General features: G+C 66.7%; 21 protein-coding genes. 10 read left to right on the top strand and 11 right to left on the bottom strand.

All coding sequences use genetic code 11. The features are described 5' to 3' along the window. Nucleotides 1–64: 64 nt before the first annotated feature. From P0Y41_RS16130 to P0Y41_RS16105, 6 genes are read left to right on the top strand one after another with little or no spacing between them, the layout of a single operon-like run. Complete coding sequence (locus P0Y41_RS16130) at nucleotides 65–1,246, top strand: alpha-1 4-glucan-protein synthase (protein WP_284063457.1); 1,182 nt, start codon at nucleotides 65–67, stop codon at nucleotides 1,244–1,246. Then, nucleotides 1,239–2,474, top strand: a complete 1,236-nt coding sequence (locus tag P0Y41_RS16125; protein ID WP_284063456.1) for an extracellular solute-binding protein — start codon at nucleotides 1,239–1,241, stop codon at nucleotides 2,472–2,474. Before P0Y41_RS16130 ends, P0Y41_RS16125 begins: the two co-directional genes overlap by 8 nt. An 18-nt stretch (nucleotides 2,475–2,492) precedes the next feature. Next, a complete protein-coding gene (locus P0Y41_RS16120) occupies nucleotides 2,493–4,151 on the top strand; it encodes an ABC transporter permease (protein ID WP_284063455.1) in 1,659 nt (552 codons plus the stop codon). Further along, nucleotides 4,144–5,370 (top strand): ABC transporter ATP-binding protein, encoded by a 1,227-nt coding sequence (locus P0Y41_RS16115; protein WP_284063454.1) that lies wholly within the window; start codon nucleotides 4,144–4,146, stop codon nucleotides 5,368–5,370. The genes P0Y41_RS16120 and P0Y41_RS16115 overlap by 8 nt, the downstream gene beginning before the upstream one ends. After that, entirely contained in the window at nucleotides 5,371–6,825 is a 1,455-nt protein-coding gene (locus tag P0Y41_RS16110) for an ArnT family glycosyltransferase (protein ID WP_284063453.1), read from the top strand. Next, nucleotides 6,822–7,580, top strand: a complete 759-nt coding sequence (locus P0Y41_RS16105; protein ID WP_284063452.1) for a DUF7846 domain-containing protein — start codon at nucleotides 6,822–6,824, stop codon at nucleotides 7,578–7,580. Before P0Y41_RS16110 ends, P0Y41_RS16105 begins: the two co-directional genes overlap by 4 nt. A 31-nt stretch (nucleotides 7,581–7,611) precedes the next feature. Here the strand turns inward: P0Y41_RS16105 and P0Y41_RS16100 are convergent, their stop codons facing one another. The 4 genes from P0Y41_RS16100 to P0Y41_RS16085 form a co-directional block, all read right to left on the bottom strand. Then, the gene (locus P0Y41_RS16100; protein ID WP_284063451.1) at nucleotides 7,612–8,712 is read right to left on the bottom strand and encodes a DUF7544 domain-containing protein; all 1,101 of its coding nucleotides are present in this window, start codon (nucleotides 8,710–8,712) and stop codon (nucleotides 7,612–7,614) included. 150 nt (nucleotides 8,713–8,862) lie between these two features. Further along, nucleotides 8,863–9,561 (bottom strand): dolichyl-phosphate hexose transferase, encoded by a 699-nt coding sequence (locus tag P0Y41_RS16095; protein ID WP_284063450.1) that lies wholly within the window; start codon nucleotides 9,559–9,561, stop codon nucleotides 8,863–8,865. A gap of 53 nt (nucleotides 9,562–9,614) precedes the next feature. Beyond that, entirely contained in the window at nucleotides 9,615–10,796 is a 1,182-nt protein-coding gene (locus P0Y41_RS16090; RefSeq protein WP_284063449.1) for an inorganic phosphate transporter, read from the bottom strand. Nucleotides 10,797–10,844: 48 nt separating this feature from the next. Then, a complete protein-coding gene (locus tag P0Y41_RS16085) occupies nucleotides 10,845–11,645 on the bottom strand; it encodes a hypothetical protein (protein WP_284063448.1) in 801 nt (266 codons plus the stop codon). Between the two features lie 284 nt (nucleotides 11,646–11,929). Between P0Y41_RS16085 and P0Y41_RS16080 the strand changes: the two genes are divergently transcribed. Continuing rightward, nucleotides 11,930–12,718 carry a halocyanin domain-containing protein gene (locus tag P0Y41_RS16080; protein ID WP_321170867.1) on the top strand — a complete coding sequence of 263 codons (789 nt, stop codon included), beginning with the start codon at nucleotides 11,930–11,932 and terminating at the stop codon, nucleotides 12,716–12,718. A 6-nt stretch (nucleotides 12,719–12,724) separates the two neighbouring features. Then, entirely contained in the window at nucleotides 12,725–13,402 is a 678-nt protein-coding gene (locus tag P0Y41_RS16075; RefSeq protein ID WP_284063447.1) for a helix-turn-helix domain-containing protein, read from the top strand. 175 nt (nucleotides 13,403–13,577) lie between these two features. Here the strand turns inward: P0Y41_RS16075 and P0Y41_RS16070 are convergent, their stop codons facing one another. Next, on the bottom strand, nucleotides 13,578–13,913 hold the full coding sequence (locus P0Y41_RS16070; protein ID WP_284063446.1) for a CGCGG family putative rSAM-modified RiPP protein: 336 nt from the start codon (nucleotides 13,911–13,913) through the stop codon (nucleotides 13,578–13,580). A 113-nt stretch (nucleotides 13,914–14,026) separates the two neighbouring features. Between P0Y41_RS16070 and P0Y41_RS16065 the strand changes: the two genes are divergently transcribed. Further along, nucleotides 14,027–15,103, top strand: a complete 1,077-nt coding sequence (locus P0Y41_RS16065; protein ID WP_284063445.1) for a sensor histidine kinase — start codon at nucleotides 14,027–14,029, stop codon at nucleotides 15,101–15,103. A 17-nt stretch (nucleotides 15,104–15,120) separates the two neighbouring features. Here the strand turns inward: P0Y41_RS16065 and nirK are convergent, their stop codons facing one another. The 3 genes from nirK to P0Y41_RS16050 all read right to left on the bottom strand — a co-directional run bounded on the left by nirK (nucleotide 15,121) and on the right by P0Y41_RS16050 (nucleotide 21,218). Then, nucleotides 15,121–16,191: a copper-containing nitrite reductase gene (gene nirK, locus P0Y41_RS16060; protein WP_284063803.1), complete on the bottom strand. Its 1,071-nt coding sequence runs from the start codon at nucleotides 16,189–16,191 to the stop codon at nucleotides 15,121–15,123. 132 nt (nucleotides 16,192–16,323) lie between these two features. After that, nucleotides 16,324–18,615: a nitric-oxide reductase large subunit gene (locus P0Y41_RS16055; protein ID WP_284063444.1), complete on the bottom strand. Its 2,292-nt coding sequence runs from the start codon at nucleotides 18,613–18,615 to the stop codon at nucleotides 16,324–16,326. Nucleotides 18,616–18,959: 344 nt separating this feature from the next. Beyond that, nucleotides 18,960–21,218 carry a PAS domain-containing protein gene (locus tag P0Y41_RS16050; protein WP_284063795.1) on the bottom strand — a complete coding sequence of 753 codons (2,259 nt, stop codon included), beginning with the start codon at nucleotides 21,216–21,218 and terminating at the stop codon, nucleotides 18,960–18,962. Between the two features lie 4 nt (nucleotides 21,219–21,222). Between P0Y41_RS16050 and P0Y41_RS18080 the strand changes: the two genes are divergently transcribed. After that, entirely contained in the window at nucleotides 21,223–21,555 is a 333-nt protein-coding gene (locus tag P0Y41_RS18080) for a DUF7534 family protein (RefSeq protein WP_432764899.1), read from the top strand. Nucleotides 21,556–21,765: 210 nt separating this feature from the next. Here P0Y41_RS18080 and P0Y41_RS16045 read toward each other — a convergent pair whose 3' ends face one another. From P0Y41_RS16045 to P0Y41_RS16035, 3 genes are all read right to left on the bottom strand, one after another. Further along, nucleotides 21,766–22,173, bottom strand: coding sequence for a MoaD/ThiS family protein (locus P0Y41_RS16045; RefSeq protein WP_284063794.1), 408 nt, complete (start codon nucleotides 22,171–22,173; stop codon nucleotides 21,766–21,768). A gap of 102 nt (nucleotides 22,174–22,275) precedes the next feature. Further along, a complete protein-coding gene (locus P0Y41_RS16040) occupies nucleotides 22,276–23,490 on the bottom strand; it encodes a TIGR04347 family pseudo-SAM/SPASM protein (protein WP_284063793.1) in 1,215 nt (404 codons plus the stop codon). Then, a complete protein-coding gene (locus P0Y41_RS16035) occupies nucleotides 23,487–23,792 on the bottom strand; it encodes an Htur_1727 family rSAM-partnered candidate RiPP (protein ID WP_284063792.1) in 306 nt (101 codons plus the stop codon). The genes P0Y41_RS16040 and P0Y41_RS16035 overlap by 4 nt, the downstream gene beginning before the upstream one ends. Nucleotides 23,793–23,877 lie beyond the last annotated feature (85 nt).

Genomic DNA, 23,877 nt, shown 5'->3' with positions numbered 1-23,877 from the left:
GTCGTTTTTGGCCGGCCGAAATATCGACACTCTTTAGGCCGCCCTAATCAGATCGATGTAGTGAATGAGTTCACCACAGGACATCTGTGTCGTCATCCCGACAATTCGGGAGTACGAGTGCGTCCGCGAGTACGTCGCGAACGCCCGCAACCACGGCTTCGACACGGATAGGCTGTTCTTCGTCCTCGTCACCGAGGACTTCTGTGACACCGACGCGATGGAATCGATGCTCGACGAGGAGGGCGTCGAGGGCGTCGTCTTCGACGGCACCGAGCGCGGGAAGTGGTTCGCCGAGCACGACGCCGCGGAGTTCTCGCACCTGATCCCCGCAGCCAGCCACGCGCAGACATCCTTCGGGCTGCTGTACATGTGGGCGCACGAGCGCTTCGAGTACGGCGTCTTCATCGACGACGATACGCTCCCGCACGCCGAGGCGGACTTCTTCGGCACCCACATGCGCAACCTCGCGCACGAGGGAGAGATCGAGTCCGTCCGCTCGGACGAGTCGTGGGTGAACGTCCTCTACCAGTCGGACACCGACCTGTACCCGCGCGGCTACCCGTACGCCGCGATGGACGAGTCGGTCGAGACCGACACCGAGCACGTAGACGAGGTGGTCGCCTCCCAGGGGCTGTGGACGAACGTGCCCGACCTCGACGCCGTCCGCATCCTCATGGACGGCGACTTACAGGGGCAGGCCCAGACGCTGACCGAGACGAGCGACTTCGAGCGCGACTTCGTCGCCGCCGAGGGGCAGTACCTCACCGTCTGTTCGATGAACCTCGCGTTCAGGCGCGAAGTGATCCCGGCGTTCTACCAGCTCCCGATGGACGACAACGAGTGGGAGGTCGGCCGCTTCGACGACATCTGGTCGGGGCTGTTCCTCAAGCGCGCCGCGGACGAACTCGGCAAGCAGGTGTACAACGGCGGCCCGCTGTGCGAGCACAACAAGGCGCCCCGGTCGACGTTCGACGACCTGGCGAACGAGGTCGCGGGGCTGGAGTTGAACGAACACGTCTGGGAGGTGCTCGACGGCGTCGCCGAGGACGCCGGCTCCTTCGAAGCGGCGTTCGCCGAGATGGCTGACGCCCTCGCAGAGGGCGACTTCGACGAATGGAACAACGGGGCGTTCCTGAACCACTGCGGAGCGTACATGCGCGACTGGATCGAGTGCCTCAACCGCGTCGAGGGCGCGGCGACACGTGGGGCTGTGACGGAGGCACCGGAGGTACCCGCGGATGACTGACAACATGACCAACGACGACACCACGGACGCACGGCGGACGTATCGGCGGCGAAAGGTACTCGCGGGGCTGGGTGCGGCCGGCGCGGCCGGACTTGCGGGCTGTGGCGGCCTCGGCGGCGACAGCGAAAGTGACGCCGGCGACGGTGGCGGCGACGACAGTGGCGGCGGCGGTGGGGGCGCAACGGGCGGCGGCGACGACCGGATCAACGCCGCGTTCGACGACTTCCGGGGCTCCGGTCCGCTGGCGCAGGGGCGCTCCGACATCGGTGGCACCCGTATCGGCGACCTTCCGAACCTCAGCGGCGAGTTGACGATTTACCTCGGCGGCGGCGAGGGGGGACTCTACCGCGACCTGCTCGCGAAGTTCGAGAACATCTACCCCGACTTCACCGCGACGCCGCGGGAGTCGGGAACCGCCGACGCGGCGAACACGATCATCAGCGAGGGGCCGGCGACGCCGGCGGACGTGTTCTGGTCGGTCGACGCGGGGTCGCTGGCGGCCGTCTCCGCCGAGGGGCTCGCGGCGGAACTGCCCTCGGAGGTTGTCGACCCCGTCCCCGAGGAGTTCCACCCCGACGACACGTGGGTCGGCACTGCCGGGCGTGCCCGGGCGGTCCCGTACAACACCGACGAACTGTCCGAGGACGACATTCCCGACGACGTGATGGAGTTCCCGGAGTTCGAGGGGTTCCAGGACGCGATCGGGTGGGCGCCCACCTACGGCGCCTTCCAGTCGTTCATCACCGCGATGCGGCTGATCGAGGGCGAGGAGGCCACCCGCGAGTGGCTCCAGGGGATGCTCGATGCGGGCGTCACCGAGTTCAACAACGAGTTCCTCGTGTCGAACGCCGTCGCCGACGGCGCGCTCAACGGCGGGTTCGCGAACCACTACTACGCGCTGCGCGTGCAGGCCGCCCGGCCGAACGCGCCGATCGACCTCGCGTTCACGAGCGGTGACGCCGGCGGGCTGATCAACGTCGCGGGCGCGTCGGTGCTGTCGGCGAGCCAGAACCAGGAGCTCGCGTTCAACTTCGTTCGCCACCTGCTGTCGGCCGAAGCCCAGGAGTTCTTCGCCACCCGGACGTACGGCTACCCGATGGTCGGGGAGATCCCGCCCGTGGGCGGACTGCCGCCGGTGTCTGAGCTGGACCCGCCGAGCATCGACCTGCGCGAACTGTCGAACATCCAGCCGACCCTCGATCTGATGCGCGACGTCGGGGTGCTGTGATGCGGGAGGCGGTCTGAGATGGCCCCCGGCGAGGGCTTCGGTCGGGTCCGCGGACTGTTCGCCAGCGACGACGATCAGCCCAGCGTGGCGGTCGTCCTGTTGGCTGCGGGCGTCGCGGCCGCGGTGCTCTCGCCGCTGTTGTGGCTGTTCATCAGCGCCTCGGAGCTGGCCCTCGCCGACGCCCTCTCACTGTTGACCTCGGAGACGACCACGGAGGTGCTCGTCAACAGCCTCGCGCTCGTCGGGCTGGTGACCGGCGCCTCGATCGCGTTGGGCGTGCCGCTGGCAGTGTTGACGGTTCAGACCGACCTCCCGTTCAGGCGGTTCTGGACCGTGCTCGCGGCGCTCCCGCTGGTCGTCCCCAGCTACATCGGAGCGTTCGCGTACGTCTCGGCGTTCGGCCCCAGCGGCGCGCTGCCGGATCTGTTCGCTCAGTACGGACTTGGGTTCGTGAATCCCTACATCCCGACGGTGTACGGGCTCGGCGGCACGACGCTCGTGTTGACGCTGTTCACGTACCCGTACGTGTTCCTCACGACGCGCGCGTCGCTGCTCTCGTTCGACACGACGCAGCTGGAGGCGGCCCGCACGCTCAACCACAGCTATCCGCAGGCGTTCCGGCGGGTGATCCTGCCGCAGATCGCGCCGGGGGTGACCGCGGGCGCGCTGTTGGTCGCGCTGTACACGCTCTCGGACTTCGGAACGCCCGCGATCATGCGCCTCGACGTGTTCACCCGCGTGATCTACGTCGAGTTGAACAGTTTCGGCGTCGGGCGGTCGAACGCGACGATGCTGTCGATACAGCTCCTCGCCGTCACTGCGGTGATCCTCTCGCTGGAATCGCGCGTCAGCGGCGACACCGCCGCGGGGTACGGGACGCCCTCGTCGGTGAAGACGGTCGTCTCGCTGGGCCCGTTCCGCTGGCTCGCGGCGGCCGTCCCCGCGTTCGTGAGTCTGTTCACGCTGGCGCTCCCGGTAGGCATCCTCACGATGTGGCTCGTGCGCTCCGGGCCGGGGTACAGCGGGGGTGGCCTCGCGTTCCGGCCCGAGTTCGCGACGAACTCGGCGTACGTCGCCGTCCTGACGGCGGCCGCTACGGTGGTGCTCGCGCTTCCGGTCGCCTACTACGCCGGGCGGTCGAACTCGCTGTTGGCGAAGGCGGTCGATCGCGCGACGTACCTCGGGTACGCGATGCCCGGGGTCGTCCTCGGGCTGGCGCTCGTGTTCTTCTCCAGCCGGTGGCTGCTGGAGACGTTCGGCGCCAACGCGGCCCGGGTGGTGTACCAGTCGCTGCCGCTGTTAGTGTTCGCGTACGTCGTCCGGTTCCTCCCGCAGGCGGTCGGGTCGACGCGGTCGTCCGTGCTCGGCGTCGACCGCGACCTCGTCGGCGCCGCCCGATTGCTGGGCGAGGACCCCCGCGGCGCGTTCCGTCGGGTGACGCTGCCGCTCATCTCCCCGGGGCTGGTCGCGGGGGCCGCGCTCGTGTTCCTCACGACGATGAAGGAGTTGGACACGACGCTCATTCTGCATCCGACAGGGTTTACAACGATAGTGACCTACATCTGGCGTGTTCAGGAAGCCGGGTACTACGGTCGCGCCGCCCTGCCGGCGCTCGTGTTAGTGGCCGTCTCCGGCCTTTCGATGGTACCGCTGCTCACCCGTTCAGACGATGCATGACGACACACACGACGCCGATCGAGACGCCAGCCGACCCGAGCGAGCCGACGGCGGGACGGCCGTGGGCGCGCCCGACGGCGCTGCACCGAGTTCGAGCGGCGACGAATCGTCAGACCCCGTCGTCGGTGACGCCGTCAGCGACGCGGCCGGACCGACGGGAAAGCCGGTCTTGGAACTCGAGAACGTTGTCAAGCGGTACGGCTCAGAGACGGCGGTCTCGGGCCTCGATCTGACCGTCCGTGAGGGCGAACTTGTCACCCTGCTTGGCCCGTCCGGCTGTGGCAAGACGACGACGCTGCGAATGATCGCCGGGCTGGAGACGCCCTCCGACGGCACAATCTCCGTCGCCGGCGACGTGGTGGCGGGCGACGGGGCGGCGACCCCGCCCGAGGAGCGCGACGTGGGACTCGTGTTCCAAGAGTTCGCGCTGTTCCCGCACCTCACTGTCGCCGAGAATATCGCGTTCGGGCTCGACGACCCGGACTCCGAGACCGCCGACGATCGGGTGGCGGACCTACTGGATCTGGTCGGGCTCGGTGACTACGGCGATCGCTCGGTGACAGATCTGTCGGGCGGGCAACGCCAGCGGGTTGCCCTCGCGCGGTCGCTCGCCCCGGAGCCGGACGTGTTGCTGCTCGACGAACCGTTCTCGAACCTCGACGTGAGCCTTCGGGTTCGGATGCGCGAGGAGGTGAAACGGATCCTCGACGAGACGGGCGTGACCGCCGTCTCGGTCACCCACGATCAGGAGGAGGCGCTGTCAATCTCCGACCGCGTCGCCGTCGTCAACGACGGTACGGTCGAGCAGGTCGGCGACCCGGGCGAGGTGTTCGAACACCCGACCTCCCGGTTCGTCGCCTCGTTCCTCGGACAGGCGAGTTTCCTCCCCGCACGGGTCGGCGAACGCCAGATCGAGACGACCGTCGGATCGTACGACAGCGACCTGCTGAAGGGACTGGGCGACGGCTACGTCGGCAGCCACGTCGACGTGCTGGTTCGACCGGACGACCTCCGCGCCACCCCGGTCGCCGACGGCGACGCCGACGGCGAGGTGGTCCGCCGACAGTACACCGGCCCATCGTTCGTGTACCACGTGAAGCTCAACGACGGGACTGTCCTGCGCTGCCTCCACAACCACACTGAGGAGTTCGACGTGGGCGAACCCGTCGCGGTGACGCTCGTCGCCGACCACGCGCTCGCGTGGTATCCCGCCGAGTAGATGACCGACGCGCCGACACTCCGAGATCGATTCGACGCCGGCCGCGTCGCCGCGATCGTCCTCGCGTTCGTCGGCGCCGCCGTCGCGTTCGCGGTCGCAGCCGGCGTGTTCCCGTTTCGCTCGCTCAACCACGACGAGGGCGTCTACCTCCAGCAGGCTGACATGCTCCTGTCCGGGCAGGTCTTCCTCCGGCCACCGGTCGAGGACGCGTTCCGACCGTGGTTCTTCGTCGAGAGCGAGCGCGGCCTCTACTCGAAGTACGCGCCCGTCCCGTCGACGGTGTTCGCGCTCGGGAAGCTGCTGGGCGGGTACACGGTCGCGCTCGCGGGGATCGCCGCCGGATTGGTCGCTGGCACCGTCGCGCTGGGCCGCGAACTGTTCGACGCGCGCGTCGGGGCGCTCGCGGGGGTGCTGCTGCTCGCGACGCCGCTGTTCGTCGTCCACAGCGGCGTCTTCCTCCCGTACGCGCTCACGGCAGCGCTGAACGTCGCGTTCGCCGTCTGGTATCTGCGGGGAGAGCGACGCGAGAGCCGCCGCGACGCGACGCTCGCGGGCGCGGCCGTCGGCCTCGCCTTCTTTTCTCGGCCGTACACCGCGGTGTTGTTCGCGCTCCCGTTCGTCGGGCACGCGGTCGTCACGCTCAGCCGGTCCGGGGCGTGGCGGGTTCCGCCGGCGATCGCGGGACTCGTGAACGGACCGGCCGCCGAACCCGCCCGTCGACTGTTCGCCCGCCGTCTGATCACCGCAACACTGGGAACCGCGGGCGTGCTCGCCGCGCTCGGGTACAACGCGTTCGTCACCGGCGACCCGTTCGTGTTCCCGTATCTCGCGTTCGCTCCCGAGGACGGAATCGGCTTCGGCGAGCGCGCGATTCTCGGACACGAGGTCGACTACACGCCGGAACTGGGAATCGAGGCGAACCGGCTGGTGCTGGAGACGCTGTTCACCGACTGGGTCGTCGCGGGGTCGCTTGGCGCGACTGTGGCCGCCGCCGGCGTGGGGCTCGCGCTCGTCGGTCGTGGAGTCCCGGGCGCCCGCAACGCGGGCGGCGACGCCGACACGCATCGCGAAGCCGGCGCGCTCCACGGCAGGCGCGTCCGCCGCGGGCTGCTGGCGGGGACGTTCCTCACGGTCGCCGCCGGCAACGTCGCCTTCTGGGGGAACTTCAACGTCCTCGGCGCGCTGGAGGTGCGCACCGACGGCCTGATCTACTACCTCGGTCCGTACTACCACTACGATCTCATCGTCCCGACGGCGGTGTTCGCGGCGGTCGCGTGCGTCGCGCTCGCGGACGGACTGCGCGGGGGCGCGGCCTCCTCGCGGAGCGCGCGGACGAAATCGACCCGCGCCACGCGCGTGCGGTCGCGACGGCCACGCTCCTCGTCGCCGGCGCGGCCGCGGGCGGCGTCGCCACCGGCGCCGTCGGTGACACCGTCGAACGCAACGAGGCAGTGACGGAGGAACTACGCGCCGGCTACGGGCCGCTCGTCGCCGACGGCGACCCCGGCGCGGCGGTGCCCCCGGGCTCGGTCGTGTTCGTCCCCACGCCGTACGGCCCGTGGCTCAACCACCCGTTCCAGGCGCTTCGCAACGACCCCCGCCACGACGGCCCCCGGGTGTACGCCCTGGCGGGCACGCGGGAACTGGAGGTCGCACGCACGTACCCAGACCGAGATCTGTACCGCTACGTGTACGCCGGATCGTGGGTGCCGACGGACGATTCCACGGTCCGTGGAGTGGTGCGGCCCGTCGAACGGGTCGCCGGCGAGCGGATCTATCTGAACGCGACGCTGGAACGTCCGGAGTCCGTCGAGTCAACGACCGTCCGCGTGACCGGGGACCGCGGGTCGACGTACCTCGTTGCGACCGACTCCGGCGGCCCGCTGTCGCTGTCGATGGTCGTCGACGACGGTGAACTCCGGGTCCGCGGGGAGAACCTCACCGTCGGCGGCGGGCAGGGTGACGGCGGTGGCGCCGTCCTGTCGCTGGACGACGGCGACGAGATAGACGTGGAGGTGTTCGTCTCCACCGGCCCCGCGAGCGGGTACAGCTACCGCCTGTCGTTCCCGTACGAGCGGATCGACGGGACCGCGCGTGCGCTGACGGCGACCGTCGAGCGGTGTCCCGTCCCCACTCGCTGTGTCCCGGTCGGCGTCGGCGAGCAGCCGGTCGACCGCGGTGCCGAGGTGACGCTGTCGTCGGAGGCGTGAGTGATCGCTTCGGCGTCGCCGACCGCGACGCTTACTCAGTCTCGTCTGTGTCAGCCCCTCCGTCGTCTGTGTCGGCGGCGGCATTCCCGGGGCGCTCGCCAGCAGTGCCGCCGTCGGCGACTCGAACGGCCGCGCGGCGGTCGGTGATCAGGTCGAGCGACCCCTCGATGTCCCCGAGGACGAACAGCGCGTAGTATCTGAGATAGACGACGATCGGCACTTGCACGAGAGCCGCGACCGCGATCAGGGCGAGTCCGAACAACAGCGCGGCGAACACGACGATCCCGATGCCCAGCGGCTCGACCGCCGTCGCGACGAACACGCCACCCGCCGCGAGCAGCCCGAAGGGGACCAACAGCGCCACCGCGCCGACGCCGACGGCCAGCGCAGAGACGATCCCGCCGACGACGGACAACACGACGCTCACCGCGACGTACGCGAGGTACTGCCACGGCTCGGCGGTGATCGTCGGCCAGAGTCGACCCCAGGCGCCGAGCAGCGTTCGCTCTTCGCGGATCATGATCGGGACCACGAACACGGTCGTGAAGCCGTCGATCAGGCCGGTGAGAAGTGCCAACACCGCGAGGAGTGGCAACACCGCAAGCAGCGAGAGGATCGGGGCTCCGATTCCGCCTCCGACATCGAGGACCAGCGGGACGACGATCAGCGCCGCGACGAGCGCGAGGCCGCCGAGTCCCACCAGACCGAGCAGCAGCCGGAAGCCGAACAGCCGTACCCCCTGTGGCCACCGGCGTCCCCAGTACTCGCGCAGGGAGACCGTCTCCGTGCGTATCGACTCGACGAGGACGAACTCCATGACCGACCCGACGAACAGCGATCCGAGCACGATGATCGAGATGATGCCGACGATCGCGGCGATGACGAGCCACTCCGCGCCGCCGATCGCCCCCGGCGACTGGATCCCGCCGGGAAGCCCCATTCCCGGGGACCCCCCCGATCCGCCGCCCTCGATCGGTGCGGACGTTTGTGCGCCGGAGAATCCACCGCCGGGGCCGGCGGCGAACAGGACCACGACGGCGAGTTTCAGCCACACGCTGCGATCGACGGGCCACAGCAGGGCCTTCGTCGCTCGGTACGCGTCGTCCACGTCTTCGACCGCGTGCAGGGGCACTCGGGTTCACCTATCGGGCCGACAACACGAAGATACCTATCGCTGCGTGCACTATGGATTCACAGCGGCAACAACGTTTCTCTCGGATGGCGACACGGCCGCCCCGGTTCCACCTGCGAGTGAGGAAGCCGACTGTCAGGTTCCTCCCCGTTATCGACGGTTCCGGACCCGCTCCTCGAGACAACACTTCAGGATCGACTTGCCGATCTCGGCGCCGCCGGAGAAGGGGTCGAGTTTCGTCTCGCCGAGTCGCTCGTCGTACTCGATGGGCTCTTGACGGATCCGGTAGCCGCGCATCGCGGGGCGGATCAGCAGTTCCGCGGACAGGCCGGTGTTCTCCGTCCACTGGATCGACTGTATCACGTCCTCGTGGTACGCGCGCATGCCGGTCGTCACGTCGTGGAGGGTGTGGCCGCCGAGCGCGCTCGCGACCGCGGCGAACGCGCGGTTGCCGAGCCGGTTCATCGCCGGCATCGTGTCTGCGCCGTGGTACAGGCGGTCCCCGCTGACTACGTCGTACCCGTCGTTGATGAGCGCGAGGAAGTCCGGGATCCGATCCATCGGGTAAGTGCCGTCGCAGTCGGTGGTGATCCGGACAGGGTTGCTCGCCTCGTACAGCGCGCGCCGAACCGCCGCACCGTAGCCGCTGGGGGGCTGGTCGACGACACGGGCGCCGCTCTCCCGGGCGATGTCGCCGGTTCCGTCGTCGGAACTGTCGACCACGACGACCTCGGCGCGGCCGTCCGTCGCCGCCTCGATGTCGTCGAGCACCGGGCCGATCGCCTCCGCTTCGTTGTACGCCCCCATGACGACACTCACGTCGTCCAAGTCGTACGACCGTTGGTCCATACCAGTCGCTATCGCCGGAGGTTTTTAGGCTTGCCGAAAGCTGGCGGTTCCGGTCAGAAGAACGGCGCGTACCGGAAGGTGAGGAAGGCGCCGACCGTCGAGATGAGCGGGACGACGTTCTGCATGACGACGACGCGAGCGGTCGTCGCGGGATCGAATAGCTCGCCGGGTGACGGGATGTCCGCCGGGTCCTCCTCGCCGATCGGCGGGGCGGACTCCCCGTCGCCGTCGGCAGCGAGGGCGTGGACGGACACCGGCGGCGTCTCGTCGGCCTCACCCCTAACGGCGTCCGAGACGGTGATCGGTCGGGTCGCGCGTCCCCACCCCAGCCCGATGATCGACATCGTGGCGATGACCACGAAGCTCGCGGGAATGCCGATGAACGAGAGGAACACGACAAGCGCCGCCGACACCGTCGCCACGATGATGGCTGCCGTCAGCGGGAGCTCGGTGATGTCGCTGCCCATCGTGTCGAGCGTTCGGCGGGCGATCGTGAACGAGCCGACCCCGACGGCCAACCCGCCGATGATGATACCGGGGTTCATTTCCAGCGCACCTGCGCCGACCAGCGGCGCGATGGCGTTGGCAATGTTGCTCGTCCCCGAACTGAACGCCATCAGACAGCCGATCACGATGACTGCCGCGACCCCGATCGCTTCCCGGCGACTCGCGTCGTCGTTGATAGACACGCTCGGGATGACTCCGTCCGTTCGGTCGACGTCGAGTACCGCGCCCTCGGTTTGGCCCATCGCCAGCATGCCGTCGAGTCGAGCGTAGAAGTAGCGGCCGATGATCAGCGACACCCAGAAGCCGATGACCGGCGCAACGACCCACCAGATCACGATCCCGCCCATGACCGCCCAGTCGAGCGCGTTGTTCGCGACGCCCAACCCGGCGATCGCTCCCACGGCGGTCATCGATGTCGACGCGGGGACCCCGAAGACGTTGCCTACGAACAGCGCCAATCCGATGAAAAACAGGACGCCGATACTCGTCTCCAACGTGAACACGCCCGACGACGTGACTAGGTCGGAGCCGAGCGTATCGACGACTCGTCTGCCGATCGTCCACGCGCCAATGAAGAAGAACGTCGTCATCAGCGCGGCCGCGGTCGACTTCGACACCGCGCCGGCGCCGACCGCCGGTCCGAATGCGGGGCCCGTCGTTGACCCCCCGATATTGTAGCCGACGAACATCGAAACGACCACACCGATGAGAAGGAGTAGCTCGACCATAGGTATCTATACTACTGTGCCCACCCCTAAGACCTTGTTCTCTCGTGGTCAGGCGTCGGCCGACTGATCGTCTTCGTCTTCCTCGGAGTCGCTCTCGGAATCGCCCTCGGAGTCATCATCAGGGTCGCGATCGAAGTCGCCGCTCACCGCGGTGACGTTGCCATCGGATTCGGCGTCGGGGTCCGTACCCTCTCCACCCTCGCCGAGTTGTTCGCCGACGGAGCGTTCGACCGCCTCTTCAACCGTCTCTCCGACCTTCTCCTCCATCGTCTTCTCCACGGTCTTCTCCACCGTCTCACCGACCGTTTCGTCGACTGTCTCCTCGACCGTCTTCTCCACCGTCTCTCCGACCTTCTCCTCCACCGTCTCGTCGACCGTCTCGTCGACCGTCTTCTCCACCGTCTCTCCGACCTTCTCTTCCACCGTCTTCTCCACCGTCTCTCCGACCGTCTTTTCGACCGTCTCCTCGACGGTTTCGCCGACCGTCTTCTCCACCGTCTCTCCGACCTTCTCCTCTACCGTCTTGTCTACCGTGTCCGCGACCGTCTGCTCGACCGTCTCGCCGACGGACTCGTCGACGGTCTCGGCGACCGACTGCTCGACCTCTTGGACGGTCTCGTCAACGGTGTCCGCGACCGTCTTCTCCACCGTCTGCTGGACTTCGGTGGTCATCCACTGAGGGTCGAACCGGGCCATCTTCCAGGCGATGTGAATGACGAACGAGACGATAACGCCCAGTCCGAACGCGACACCCACCTCCGTGCCGAGCACGAGAATGAGCCCGACAGCCAACGCGATCAGGAGGCCGTACGTCAAGTCGACGAAGGAGTCGACGCGGTTCGGATTCATCGGCCCGACCTCGTTGCCGCCGGTCCGTCGTGTTCGGAGCCGCTTCCCGCTGGTCGGTCCCGTCGCTCGGGATCGTTTCCACGCATACCTGTTCTGATCGGCCTACGGGTTTAAACTCGTGTGTACTCGCCTCGCTCGAGGGGGCGGGTCGGCGAGTCGCGATCGCGGCGACGTCCGGGCGGCGTCGTGGCGAATCTGAGTTAGCGGGGCCCCGTACCGGTTGTTCCCAGTCGTTGGGATCCAGCGTGGCCCCACTTTACCACCGGAGCACAAGCCGAACATGTATGGCAGACTCCGGAACATGCTCGGTGTCACGGCGGACTGTCCTTCGAACCGCACTCGCTGGCGGAACCGCGGCAGCGGTCGGCGGGGCCGCCACGACGCCGGCGGCCGCGCAATCGTCGGGGGAACTCGAGGAGTGGTTCTCGAACGTGAGCAACTACGACGGCGTCGTCGACGAGACGGGTGCCGACGCAGTGACCGTCGAAGTCGGGACGGAGGCCAACGGCGGGGCGTACGGCTTCGGCCCTGCGGCAGTCCGCGTCGACCCCGGAGCGACCGTCACGTTCGAGTGGACCGGGAACGGCGGTTCGCACAACGTCGTCGCCGAGGGCGACGCCTCCTTCGAATCGGAGCTGGTCGGTGAGGCCGGGCACACGTTCGAGTACACCGCCGAGGAGGCGGGCGTCTACCGATACGCCTGTACCCCGCACAAGGCGCTGGGCATGAAGGGCGCCATCGTCGTCGGCGACGCGGAGGTCGGCGCATCGGGCGACGACGGCGGAGCCACCGAGACAGGCGGTACCGAGACGTCGACCGCGACGGACGCTGGCGGCGAGACGAACGAGTCGGCAGCCGGCGGTGCGAGCGGCGGATCCGACGGGGGCGGAGGCGCCGGTGACGCTCCCGCGCTGCTGCTGCTCGGTGGGGGGATCGGCGCGGCGCTGTCGCCGCTCGTGTTCGGGCTGTTCGTCCTCCTGTTCGGCGAGGATGACGACGGACCCGGGCAGGTCGGATATCGAACCGACGGCGGGAGTCGACCGGCATCGACGCAACACGACGGGGAGAGGTGATCCGGTGTGGCTCGCGCGCGGCTTGAGGTGACGCTCCCGGAGGACGTGTGGGTCGCTGAGGTGACCCGTTCGCATCCGGATGCGACGCTGTCGGTGCTATCGGTCCTGCCGACCGAACAGGGCGGGGTCGCGCTCGTCGCGCTTCGTGACGACGACGCCCCGACGGTCGTTCGCGACATCGAAGCCGCCGATAGCGTCGGGGAGGTCGAACTCCAGCGGGCGGCCGAGGACGTCCGTGAGGCGATCATCCGAGTCGAGACGACCGATCCCAGGCTCCTGTTGCCGCTCCGTGACTCACGGCTTCCCGTCGAGTATCCCGTCGAGGTCACGGGCGGGACCGCCCGGCTCACCGTCGCCGGATCGCGCGACCGGCTCTCGGCGTTCGCGACCGCCTTGGAGACGATGGGGATGGACTACGTCGTCGACTACGTCCACGACGCCATCGACGCAGAAGACCTCCTCACGGAGGGCCAGCGAACGCTGCTCGCCGCGGCGATCCGGACGGGCTACTACGACACCCCGCGGGAAACGACGCTGACCGAACTGGCTGACAAGCAAGGGATCGCGAAGTCGACCGCGAGCGAGCGGCTCCACCGCGCCGAGGGGAAGGTGATCAAGCGGTTCGCGGAAGACACGCTCGACGTCGACCCCGAACGCTCCCCACTCGCGGCCACCGAAGACTGAGCAGCGCGCTGGTCAGCCGCTCTCTGGTGGATTCTGTCAACGAGGACGCCAAGGGTAGCTCACGATATCGGTGGTACCCGATCGCTCAGTTGAGAACCCGTCATCCTGGACACTACCCGGCGTACGGAAGCGGCTGAGGTTGAACGCTATCGAACCGCCGAACGCGACTGCTCGGTTACCGTCGGACGCGCGTGACGTAGCCGCCGCACCCGCAGCGGTCGACGAACTCACAGTCGGCGGTGTCGCCGAACCGCTCGGCCAGCGCGGGGAACAGGTACGTCTCGGGGTGGCCGTGGTCGCCGTGCGTGACGAGATTCACGTGGACGCCGTCGGCCGTCCGTTCGACGGCGTCGATCGCCTCCGCCACCACGACGGCTCTGTCGTCGGCGTGCCTCGGCTCCTCCAGCTTCGCGGACCACGAGGTGTCGTGGACATCGTCGTCCGTTTCGGTGGAAGCTGTCGCCGTGTCACCCTCTGTCTCCTCGTCCCTCTGGTCGGTGTCGACGCTCATCGGGAAATAGTACTGGCGGCGTTCGGGTCGGTCTATCCCCGAATGTGTTCGTTCGCGCAGTCTCGACTACCGAAACCAACGCCGTTTTTACGCTCGCTGGAGTGCCCAGTCTAATGGATTTGCGACGGGGGATGGCGGCGGCGTTGATCAGCGTCACTGGATTCGGCCTGGTCGGAGTCGGCGGAACGTACTTGTCTCGGGGCGTGTCAGGCATCTCGAGCGGAATCATCGTCGGTGCTGTGCTCGTGCTCGGCGTCGCGTTCGCGGTTTCGGGACCGGCGCTGTATCGGAGTTCGGTTACCTCCGACCACCTCCTTCGGGTCGCCGCCTGGAACACGCTCGGCGTGGTAGTGACGGTCGCCGTGCTCGCGCTGGTCAGCGCGTTTCAACTCGCCGAGGGCGGACGCGTCGCCGCGCCGCTGCTGTCGGGCGCGGTGATCGTCGGCGTGAGCGCCTTCGCTCACGTGTTGATCGGGGTCAACGACGTGCGGCGGATCCGCGCGCGGACGGTCGCCGACCAGCAGCGGAAGGCGGCCGTCGTGAACCGGTTCGTCCGTCACGACCTCCGCCACGCCGCGCAGATGCTGGTCGGGTACAGCGATCGCATCCGAGACGGAGGGACCGGCGCGGGGAACACCCCCGAGAGCAACGACGAGGTGGCAGCGCAAATCGCGTCGATCGGGCGGGAGCTGAGCGAGACGCAGTCGCGGGTCAAAGTCATCGACGAGCTACTTGAGGGCGATGCCGACACCGACTCCTCGGTGGTGGTGAGCGCCGCGCTCGACGACCGCCGGGGGTCACTGCGCGACGAGTATCCGGACGCCTCGCTGCGGATCGACTCGGACGGCGAGCCAGCGGTCCGCGGCGGCGACTACGTCGTGAACGCGGTCGTCGAGCTGGTCGAGAACGCGATAGAGCACGGCGGCGACCCGGGAGACGTGCGGGTCTCGGAACGCCGTGTCGGCGACGAAGTCGAACTCCGCGTGCTCGACGACGGGGACGGGTTCCCGGACGACGAGCGCACGCTGATCAACGGCGACGAGATCGAGACGCAACTGCGCCACAGCAGCGGCCTCGGACTGTGGCTCTCGAAGTGGGTGATCGAGTTTCACGGCGGCTCGCTGACCGTCGGAACGAGTCCCGACGGCGACGGCGAGGCGACGGTCAGACTTCCTGCGGCGCGTTCGTAACTGCCGGTGTTGCGGCGCTACGGCGAGGGATCGAACACCTCGGGGTTCTCTTCGCCGTCGACCGAGACGATTCCGAGCATGCCCTTGCGCGCGACGCGCGAGAGCGCGTGGTCGACGAGTTTGATGTTCTCGGGCACCGGGAAGTCCATCGTGCCGACCATACAGCTGCCCGGCGGGACGTTCATCGTCTGGACGAAGTGCTCGGGGTCACTCGCGAGCGCGCCGTCTCGATAGGCGTCGGTCCAGACGTTGCCGATCGGGTGGAAGTTACTGTTGAGGTTCGGTCCGCCCGTGACCATGAACACGCGTGCGGTCTCGCCGGTCTCGGCGCTCATCGCACCGAATCGGTCGGGCGTGAGCCCGTATTTCTGGCCGTTGAGTACGACGTACGTGGGGTCTTCCGCCTTCATCGACGCGAGGTCGAAGCTGTGTCGCCCCTTCTCGCCTGCGGGTTTGTCCGTGTAGATCTCGTGTTGACCGACGTAGAACTCCCGGTCGACCTCGGGGAGCCCGCCCTCCGGCTCGACGAGGATCATGCCGAACATCCCCGAAGCGATGTGGTAGTCCATGTTCGCGACGGCGCAGTGGTAGATGAACGCGCCCGGGTACTCCGCGCGGAACTGGATCGTCGCCGACTCGCCGGGCGCGACGGTGGTGTCTTCGGCGCCGCCGCCGGGCCCGTAACACGCGTGGAAGTCGACGTTGTGCGGCATCGCGTTCTCCTCGGCGTTCGTCAAGGTCACCCGGACGGTGTCGCCGCGGCGGACCCGGATCATCGGCCCGGGGATCTGCCCGTCGAACGTCATGTAGTCGTAGACGACGCCGTCTTCGATCTCGGCGCGCACCTCCCTCGCGGTCAGGTCGACCTCGACCGTCTCCGAGGTGTCACGGTCGATCGGCGCCGGGACATCGGTCGGGTCGGCCGCGACGCGGCTCGACGTCGGCTTTCCGCTCGCCTTCTCCGTCGTCTGCCGCGCAGTCTCAGTCTGTTCGTCGGTCGGCGCGTCGGCCGCACACCCGGCGAGGGCAGCCCCGCCCGCACCGGTTCCGAGCGCCTTCAGCGTCGTGCGTCGCGTCGTGGGCATCAGTGGGCACCTCGCAGTTGCACGTATGGGTGGACACCACATCAACCGAGTTCGTGGTTCCCGACGGTGCGGGACTCGACCGAACTGGTTCGCGTGGGAGGTAAAAGAGAACCAGCGAATCCGGGAGGCTCCCGGTTAGTCGTCGTCTTCGAGGAACGGCCGAACCGCCCCGCTGGGGACGCGCTCGGGGTCGTCGGCGACGCGGCGCGCGGTCAGCTTCGCGGCCACGTCGTAGGTGAACAGCGCCGTCCCGAGGATGATGAGCGTGTCGCCGGGGAGCCGCGCCCAGAACAGCGACTGGATGAGCGGCCGGTTGTAGAACGCCAGCGAGCGCGCGGCGTCGTACCCCTCGGTGAACGACACCTCCAGTTGGACGAACCCGACCGGGAGGACGGAGACGAACACCATCAGCGCGAGGCCGACGTTCCACAGCCAGAACGCCCACCGGAGGCGTCGACCGCTCCAGTCCGAGACGGTGAACCGGAGGACGTAGGTTGCCATGCCGATGGCGAGGAAGCCGAACGCGCCGAACATCGCGGCGTGGGCGTGACCGACCGTGAGGTAGGTGCCGTGCTCGTAGTAGTTGATCAGCGGGAGGTTGATGAAGAAGCCGAGCACGCCCGCGCCGACGAAGTTCCACACGCCGGAGGCGATGATGAACATGAACGGCAGCGTGTACGGGAACGACTCGCCGCTGCCGGCGAGCGCCCGGTACTCGTTGATCGCCTCGAAGAGGATGAAGACGAGCGGGATCAGCTCCAGCGTCGAGAACACGCTCCCGATGGGCACCCAGATGTCGGGCATCCCGATCCACCAGTAGTGGTGGCTGACGCCGATGACACCCGTACCCATCACGAGTAGCGCCTCCAGCAAGACCGCCTTCTCCGCCGAGCGTCGCCGCAGGAGGTTCATCGACACCAGCGTCATCGCGACGACGGCGACGATGAAGAACTCGAAGGCGCCCTCGACCCACATGTGGACGACCCACCAGCGCCAGAACTCCGTCACCGCGATGTTCGTCTGCGGCGTGAACATGAACCCCGCGGTGAACAGCAGCGCGATGGATCCGCCCGCATAGAGGATCATGTGCGCGAGCCCGTACGGCGTCTCCCGCTTCAACAGCGGCTTCAGTCCGCGCGCGGCGAGCGCGGCCCACCCAATGAAGCCGGCGAGCAGGCCGGCCTGCCAGAGCTTCCCGACTTCCAAGTACTCCAGTCCCTCGTTGCCGAGGATCCACCACAGGTCGCCGTCGAAGTAACCGTGGGCGCCGAGCCAAATGCCCGAGAGTCCGCCGACCACGACGACGACGAGCGCGACGAGTAGTCCCTTCACGTACTGCGCTTGGTTATCGGGCTCGTATCCGGTGAGTAGCGGCGGGAGGAACAGCCCCGCGCCGAGCCACAGCGTGGCGATCCAGAGGATCCCAAGGTCGATGTGCCACGTCTTCGCCATCGCGAACGGCAGCACCTGGAGGACGTCGACGCCCAACCCGGGTATCGTCTCCAGCCCGAAGAACGCGTGTCGCTCGATGTAGTAGTGGGCGAGCAGTCCCCCGAGCAGCGTCTGCGCGAGGAACAGCAGCGCCGCGACGGGAACGAACCACAGCGCGGCCGACTGACTCGGGAGGAGGTCGATGTCGTCAGGGTGGGGCACGTCGACGCCCTCGGCCGACGGCTCGGGGAGATCGATCGACGAGTACAGCCAGATGCCGACGCCGGCGCCCGCGACGAGCAGCACCATCGCGATAACGCTCCACGTCATCGCGGACGCGCCGGGGGTGTTTCCGGCGGCGGGGGCGGGCGGCCAGTCGTTCGTGTAGCTGTGTTCCGCGCCCGGCCGATCGGTGTGTGAGAACCACGCGGTCCACAGCGCGAAGTCCGCGAAGCGCCGCGCGTCCTCCTCCGAGTCGATCATGTCCACCGGAACGCCGCGCGCGTCGGAGCCCTCGTGGTAGCGCTCGACGTACGTCTCACGGACCTGCTCGTGGGCGTACGCCTCCGCGGCGGAGTACTCGATGACGCCGTCGCCGGGCGATCCGTCGTCGAGGTCGGACTTCACGCGCGCGTCGACGGCGGCGCGCTCCGCCTCTGAGAGGTCGTCGTACGCGTCGCCATAGCGCTTCTCGGCGTAGTACTCGCGCATCGCCTCGGTCTTCAGGTCGAGCGCGTCGGCGGTGTAGTCGGGGCCGAAGTACGCCCCGTTGCCCAGGATCGACCCGTGATTCATGAGCCCGTCACGCTGGAACGCCGCCTTGCCGGCCTGTACGTCGTCGCCCGTGGCGATCGTCTCCCCGTCCGGCCCGACGATCCGGTCGGGGATGGGCGGCGCCTCCTCGTAGGCCAACGCGGCGCCGGCGCCCATCACGACGAGGTTCACGACGAAGGCCACGACGAGCGCCTTCGCCAGGGTTCGTCTGGTTACCTTCATGCCGGTCGGCGATACTCCCGTCAGCCGGGTTAGTCCGTCCGCGGTTCCGGCTCCTCGGGGACGCTGGCGAACATGTTTCGACCGCTCTTTCGAACCGTGTGTTGCAAGGGATGATCAAATCCGTCTTGGCAGCAAGTCGGCGTGGGCACACGTACGATAACGAGCTGTGGTGTGTTACATCCACAGCGAGGGTGTCGTAGGTGGATGCGTTGTCGGGGGTACCGCCCCCTCGTCCTTCGGAACGAGAGAGGTTGTCTCGAAGTATCCACCAGAGGAACTGATTCGGTCGCAGTTCGTGAGCTCCGTTGAAAGCCTCCACATCGGACAATAGCTGCTGTTGCGAGTCAACAATCGGCAGGTTCTGCTGACCCTGTCTCTCGGAACTCAAAGCGTGCACCGCCTTCAGTGCTGTCTGTGAGGGTAACGTCCCAATCGTGACCTTGGGCGATGCGAGAGACAATCGTGAGGCCGATACCGCTCCCGCTGTAGCCTGTCGTGTAGCCGTGCTCGAACACGGAGTCACGTTCGTCAGCCGGAATACCGTCGCCGGTGTCTTCGACGTAGAAGCCGTCCTCAAGTGGCCCGACGCGAACAGTGACGTCGTCGCCGCCGTGCCCGACCGCGTTCCGGAAGAGATTCTCGAAGAGTGCCAAGATCTGGCTTTCGTCTCCATTCACTGTACACGGATCCGTCGACAGGGTTGCCGACCGTGTGTCGACCAGTTCCCATGCGTCGTGGGCCACCTCAGCGACCGAAACCGGCTCGTGGTTTTCGTCAGGGATGCCGTGACGTGCGAGCGTCGTGAGGTCAGTGATGAGTTCCTGGATTCGAGTAAGGGAGGTGTCGATCGTGTCGAGGTGTGATTCCTCGCCGGTTTGCTGATAGCGTTCGAGATGCCCGGACGCGACTGAGAGCGGATTGCGAAGATCGTGTGAAACCATACTGGCGAACTGTTCAAGCCGCTCATTTTGAGACTCTAACTCCGCTTCTCGCTCCCGTAACGCTTGCTCGGTATTGACTTTTGAAAGCGCAGTGGTTAGATGCGTAGCGAGTAGTTCACCGATCACGACGTCTTGTGAATCGAACTGCGAGGGGGTTGGTGATCCGGCTAGCAGCGTCCCGTACTCGCCCAGCGGGAGATGCAACTCGCTGCGGATCGGCGTCTCCGGGTTATAGATATCCGGGTCAGTCTGGACATCATCGATCGCCGTTGCAGTTCCGTCCTCGAACACCCGCCACGCGATACTCTCTCCGTCATGAAACGACGGGGGGGTACCGATAAGCTCCAGCACAGCATCAGTGTACGCAGCAGGCACCAACTCATCGGTTTCGGCGTCGTACAAATGGATGGAGTTCGCCTGTAAGTCCAATATCTCACGAGCGGCGACGACCCCTCGTTCGGCGACGTCCTCAGCCGTCTCGGCAGACAAGAACTGTGAGATCTCCCGGTTGAGCGCTTCGAGTTGCCGTTCGCGTTCTTTTCGCTGTGTTATTTCTGTAGACACGCCGAACACGCCTTCCACGTTGCCAGCGCCACCCAGTGCGGGAACTTTTAATGAGAGATACGTTCGCTCAGCACCGTTCACCGTGAGTCGCTCTTCGACCTCGATCGGTTCGCCCGTCTCAACGACGCGGCGGTCGTTCGCTTGGACAGCCGCAGCGACGTCCGGTGGGTGAATGTCCTCATCACTGCTTCCAACGATCTCCGTGTTGTCCGCGTCTACTAAGCGCTCGTATTCGGCATTCACGAACACGTATCGCCCATCAGTATCTTTCAGATACATCACTGCAGTCGTATTGTTGAGAATGAGGTTGAGACGGCGGTCCGCCTCTTGGAGATCCGAGAGGACGTGTTTGCGGTCAAGGTACCCCGTGATGAGCTGCAGAATCGTTGTGAGTAGCTCACGTTCTTCAGGCAGAAACGCGTCACCGTCGGTCTCAGCCACGGAGTGATCCGTGTAGCCGATCGTAAGTTCGAGTTCGTTGCCAGCGGTGGTCACGTCTTGGACGGTGAGTTGATCCACCGGTGCTTCGTACTCGGGAGACCTGAATTCAGTCTCATCGAGGGAGATCGAAGAAACTGCCGCCTCAGGGAACTGCAGCGCCTTTGGAAGGTAGGTTGCGATTTGCTGGAGTTGCTCGTCCGACTGATCGTCACTGGCGGTGAGTAGATCGCTAATGGTTTGAATCGCAGTGAGTTCCTTCACTCGTTCTTGAAGTTCGTGCTGGGTTTGGTACTCGGTAACCGCATGACGAATGCGCTCGGCAAGCCGCTCGTACTGTTCGGGGCCACGTTTCTGGAGGTAATCAGTTACTCCGACAGAGATGGCGTCGCTGGCGATCTCTTCTGAGCCCTTTCCAGTGAAGAGAATAAACGGCAGCTCCGCATGCGTCTCACGGACGGACTGTAAGAACTCCAGCCCGTTCTGGTCCGGCATCTCGTAATCACTCACGACGCACACGATCGGCTCTGTTTCGATGAGCGTCTGTGCGTCTCCGACGCGGGTGGCAGTGTGTATCGTTGCCGCAGGAAGGTTACGTTGTAAAAATGTTGTCGTGAGATCCAAGAAATTCGCGTCGTCATCGACGCAGAGAATATGCATACCTATGTGTTTCGATCATCGACTAAAGCCCTTTCTCAAAAGGTCTCCCTCCCCGACTCTGTTGAAATACGATTCTTCGGGCACGAAATGGGCTGAAACTGCCGGTCGCAAAAATCCAGTAGGTTTGACACAGTTTATCCGTGAGATCGCATACATCAACAGTATGAACTTGTCACGTCGTTCTCGGTTCGTGATCTACGAGTCTCTTCTGATCATTCTGGGGTTCGCTATCGCTGCGCAGGTATCTCCCCCAGATGTCTACAACCAAATTATCGGGACGTTGGTGGTCCTCGCGGTGACACTCCCACTGTCATATTGGTTGGTGTACAAACGTTAGCAACGAATACGCGTCCCCTCCGTACCGACCACATCCGGGTCGAAATCTGTCGCCTTCTGAGGAATTCAGCAGAGCCGACCCCGCCGACGCCGGGCGACGAGCTCCGACCGGGGGAATCAGCTGTAAACGACGTAGTCAGTCTCTCCGGGTTAGGTACATCATCGTGGAGGTCGGTACGGTTGTACCGGGAACTCCGGACGCGCGATACGATCAGCAGCAGTACATGAACGGGTACATCAGCGCGACGCGGTCTCCGTCCGCGAGTTCGGTGTCGAAGCCGCCGAGGTGCTCGTTGAACCGGCCGTTAATCGCGATCCGCGCGTACGCCCGTGTTCGATCGCCCTCGGGGTTCGCGGTGAAGTCGTCTGGGAGTTCTTCGGGTGCGGGCGCCCAGCCGTGTGCGACTTCCTCAGCCGGTGTCTCGGCGATGAGGAACTCCACCACGTCGTGCTCGTCGAGGAACGCGTCGAGGAACTCCCGAAGCGTCGTCCCTTCGAACGTGTACTCGAAGCGGTGTGCCGGCAGGGCGTCGTACAGCCGCCCGGTCCCTTTCACCTCGACGGTAGTGACGGCTCGCTCGTCGTCGCGCTCGGCCGTCTCGGCGTCAACTGCGCTCATACGGGATATTCAGCGGCTGGCACCCCTCAACCGTTCCCCGAACACGTTCGATGGGGTGGCAGACGGATAGTGCGGAGGCGATATCGCACTCGGTTGCAGTCGTCAGTCCGCCTGCGACGGCGGCGACCCGACGCCGAATGCGCCGTCGCCGGCGCGCTCGTCCGGCGTGAGGTAGCACTGCGGATCGCGGGCGCCGAACTCGCCGTCGACCGTGAGCGCGCGCAGGCGTGAGGCGCCCCGGCAGATGTCGCTGTACGCGCAGCTACGACACTCCTCACCGAGGCTGTCGGGCCGGTCCCGGAGGCGGTCGATCAGGGGGTTCGATTCGTCCTCCCAGATGTCGCCGAAGGGGCGATCGCGGACGTTCCCGAGCGAGTACGACTGCCAGAACTGCGTCGCGTGGACGTTCCCCTGATAGTCGATGTCGGCGACGCGCTCGCCGGCCGGGTCGCCGCCGTTGACCTCGAGGTAGCGGCGGACTCGCTCGGCGCGTTCGGGGCCGAACTCGCGGCGGGCGTACTCGACGAGGTAGGCGGCGTCGCAGTAGTTACCCACCAGCAGCGTCTCGATCTCCTCGCCGTCCTCGTGGTACTGGCGCGTGAGGTCGACGAGGCGCTCGACCGCGTCCCGACGGGTCTCGGGCGTGATGTCGGCGTCAGGGACGCCCCGGCCGCCGTACGCGAGGTGATAGAAGCAGAACCGGTCGACGCCGACGTCTGTGAGCAGGTCGACTACGGCCTCCATATCCGGGACGGTGTCATCGGTGACCGTGTAGCGCAGGCCGGTCTTCAGCCCCACGTCGAGACACGCCTCGATGCCGTCGACGGCGGCGTCGAAGGCGCCCTCCTGTCCGCGGAAGGCGTCGTTGACCTCGCGACGACCGTCGACGGAGATCCCCGCGTACGCGAGTCCGGCGTCGCGGAGTTCGCGGGCCCGGTCCCGGGTGAGTAACGTTCCGTTGGTCGACAGCACCGGGCGGATCCCGGCGTCGCTCGCGTGTGCGACCAGTTCGGGGAGGTCCTCGCGAACGAGGGGTTCACCCCCCGAGAAGAGCACGACAGGAGCGCCGTAGTCGGCGAGCTCGTCCAGCATCCCCTTTGCCTCGGCGGTCGTGAGCTCTCCGGGAGCGGCGCCCACGTCGGCGCCCGCATAGCAGTGGGAACACGAGAGGTTGCACCGTTTCGTCCCGTTCCAGACGACGACCGGTCGCTCCTGTTTCCGCTCGCGTATCTGCTCGGCCGTGGAGTCGGCGTCGCCGTATCTGAGCCCGTCGCCCTCGGCGTCGAGGTTGTACAACAACTTGCTGACGGAGATCACGATTCGACACCCCCGTCGCCGGCTGCGGCCGCGTCCCCGTCGTACTCCACGCCGAGGTCGCGTTCGGTGAAACGGGCGACACTGTCGCTTCGCATCAGCCACAGCGTGGAGGCATCCGGGAAGAGCGTGCTCGCTTGCTCGTGTGCCACGTCGGATGATGGTGCGGTGACGCTGCCCGCGTGCCGGAGCGGATCGGCGGCCGATCCGCGGAGGAACACCTCCCACTCCGTGGAGTCGTCCGCCCGGGGCTCGTCAACCCGCACGCGCCTGGCCGTGTGGGTCCGTTGGTCCGCGTCGGTCATCGTCCGACCGGAGGGACGCCCTTCCCTACGTGGGTGTGGCCGACTCCCAGCGACTGGGAATCGGCGGGGTCGCGAGGGCCGAATC

The organism is Halobaculum halobium, assembly GCF_030127145.1.
In the GTDB taxonomy this organism is placed as follows: Archaea; Halobacteriota; Halobacteria; order Halobacteriales; family Haloferacaceae; genus Halobaculum; species Halobaculum halobium.
Note: the sequence above shows the minus strand (reverse complement) of the source record. Positions and strands in the feature narration are given on the sequence as shown.

Coding starts and splice junctions, on each gene's coding strand:
- P0Y41_RS16130 (WP_284063457.1), top strand. CDS start 65: ATGAGTTCACCACAGGACATCTGTGTCGTCATCCCGACAATTCGGGAG.
- P0Y41_RS16125 (WP_284063456.1), top strand. CDS start 1,239: ATGACTGACAACATGACCAACGACGACACCACGGACGCACGGCGGACG.
- P0Y41_RS16120 (WP_284063455.1), top strand. CDS start 2,493: ATGGCCCCCGGCGAGGGCTTCGGTCGGGTCCGCGGACTGTTCGCCAGC.
- P0Y41_RS16115 (WP_284063454.1), top strand. CDS start 4,144: ATGCATGACGACACACACGACGCCGATCGAGACGCCAGCCGACCCGAG.
- P0Y41_RS16110 (WP_284063453.1), top strand. CDS start 5,371: ATGACCGACGCGCCGACACTCCGAGATCGATTCGACGCCGGCCGCGTC.
- P0Y41_RS16095 (WP_284063450.1), bottom strand. CDS start 9,561: ATGGACCAACGGTCGTACGACTTGGACGACGTGAGTGTCGTCATGGGG.
- P0Y41_RS16090 (WP_284063449.1), bottom strand. CDS start 10,796: ATGGTCGAGCTACTCCTTCTCATCGGTGTGGTCGTTTCGATGTTCGTC.
- P0Y41_RS16085 (WP_284063448.1), bottom strand. CDS start 11,645: ATGAATCCGAACCGCGTCGACTCCTTCGTCGACTTGACGTACGGCCTC.
- P0Y41_RS16080 (WP_321170867.1), top strand. CDS start 11,930: ATGGCAGACTCCGGAACATGCTCGGTGTCACGGCGGACTGTCCTTCGA.
- P0Y41_RS16070 (WP_284063446.1), bottom strand. CDS start 13,913: ATGAGCGTCGACACCGACCAGAGGGACGAGGAGACAGAGGGTGACACG.
- P0Y41_RS16065 (WP_284063445.1), top strand. CDS start 14,027: ATGGATTTGCGACGGGGGATGGCGGCGGCGTTGATCAGCGTCACTGGA.
- P0Y41_RS16055 (WP_284063444.1), bottom strand. CDS start 18,615: ATGAAGGTAACCAGACGAACCCTGGCGAAGGCGCTCGTCGTGGCCTTC.
- P0Y41_RS16050 (WP_284063795.1), bottom strand. CDS start 21,218: ATGCATATTCTCTGCGTCGATGACGACGCGAATTTCTTGGATCTCACG.
- P0Y41_RS18080 (WP_432764899.1), top strand. CDS start 21,223: ATGTGTTTCGATCATCGACTAAAGCCCTTTCTCAAAAGGTCTCCCTCC.
- P0Y41_RS16045 (WP_284063794.1), bottom strand. CDS start 22,173: ATGAGCGCAGTTGACGCCGAGACGGCCGAGCGCGACGACGAGCGAGCC.
- P0Y41_RS16035 (WP_284063792.1), bottom strand. CDS start 23,792: ATGACCGACGCGGACCAACGGACCCACACGGCCAGGCGCGTGCGGGTT.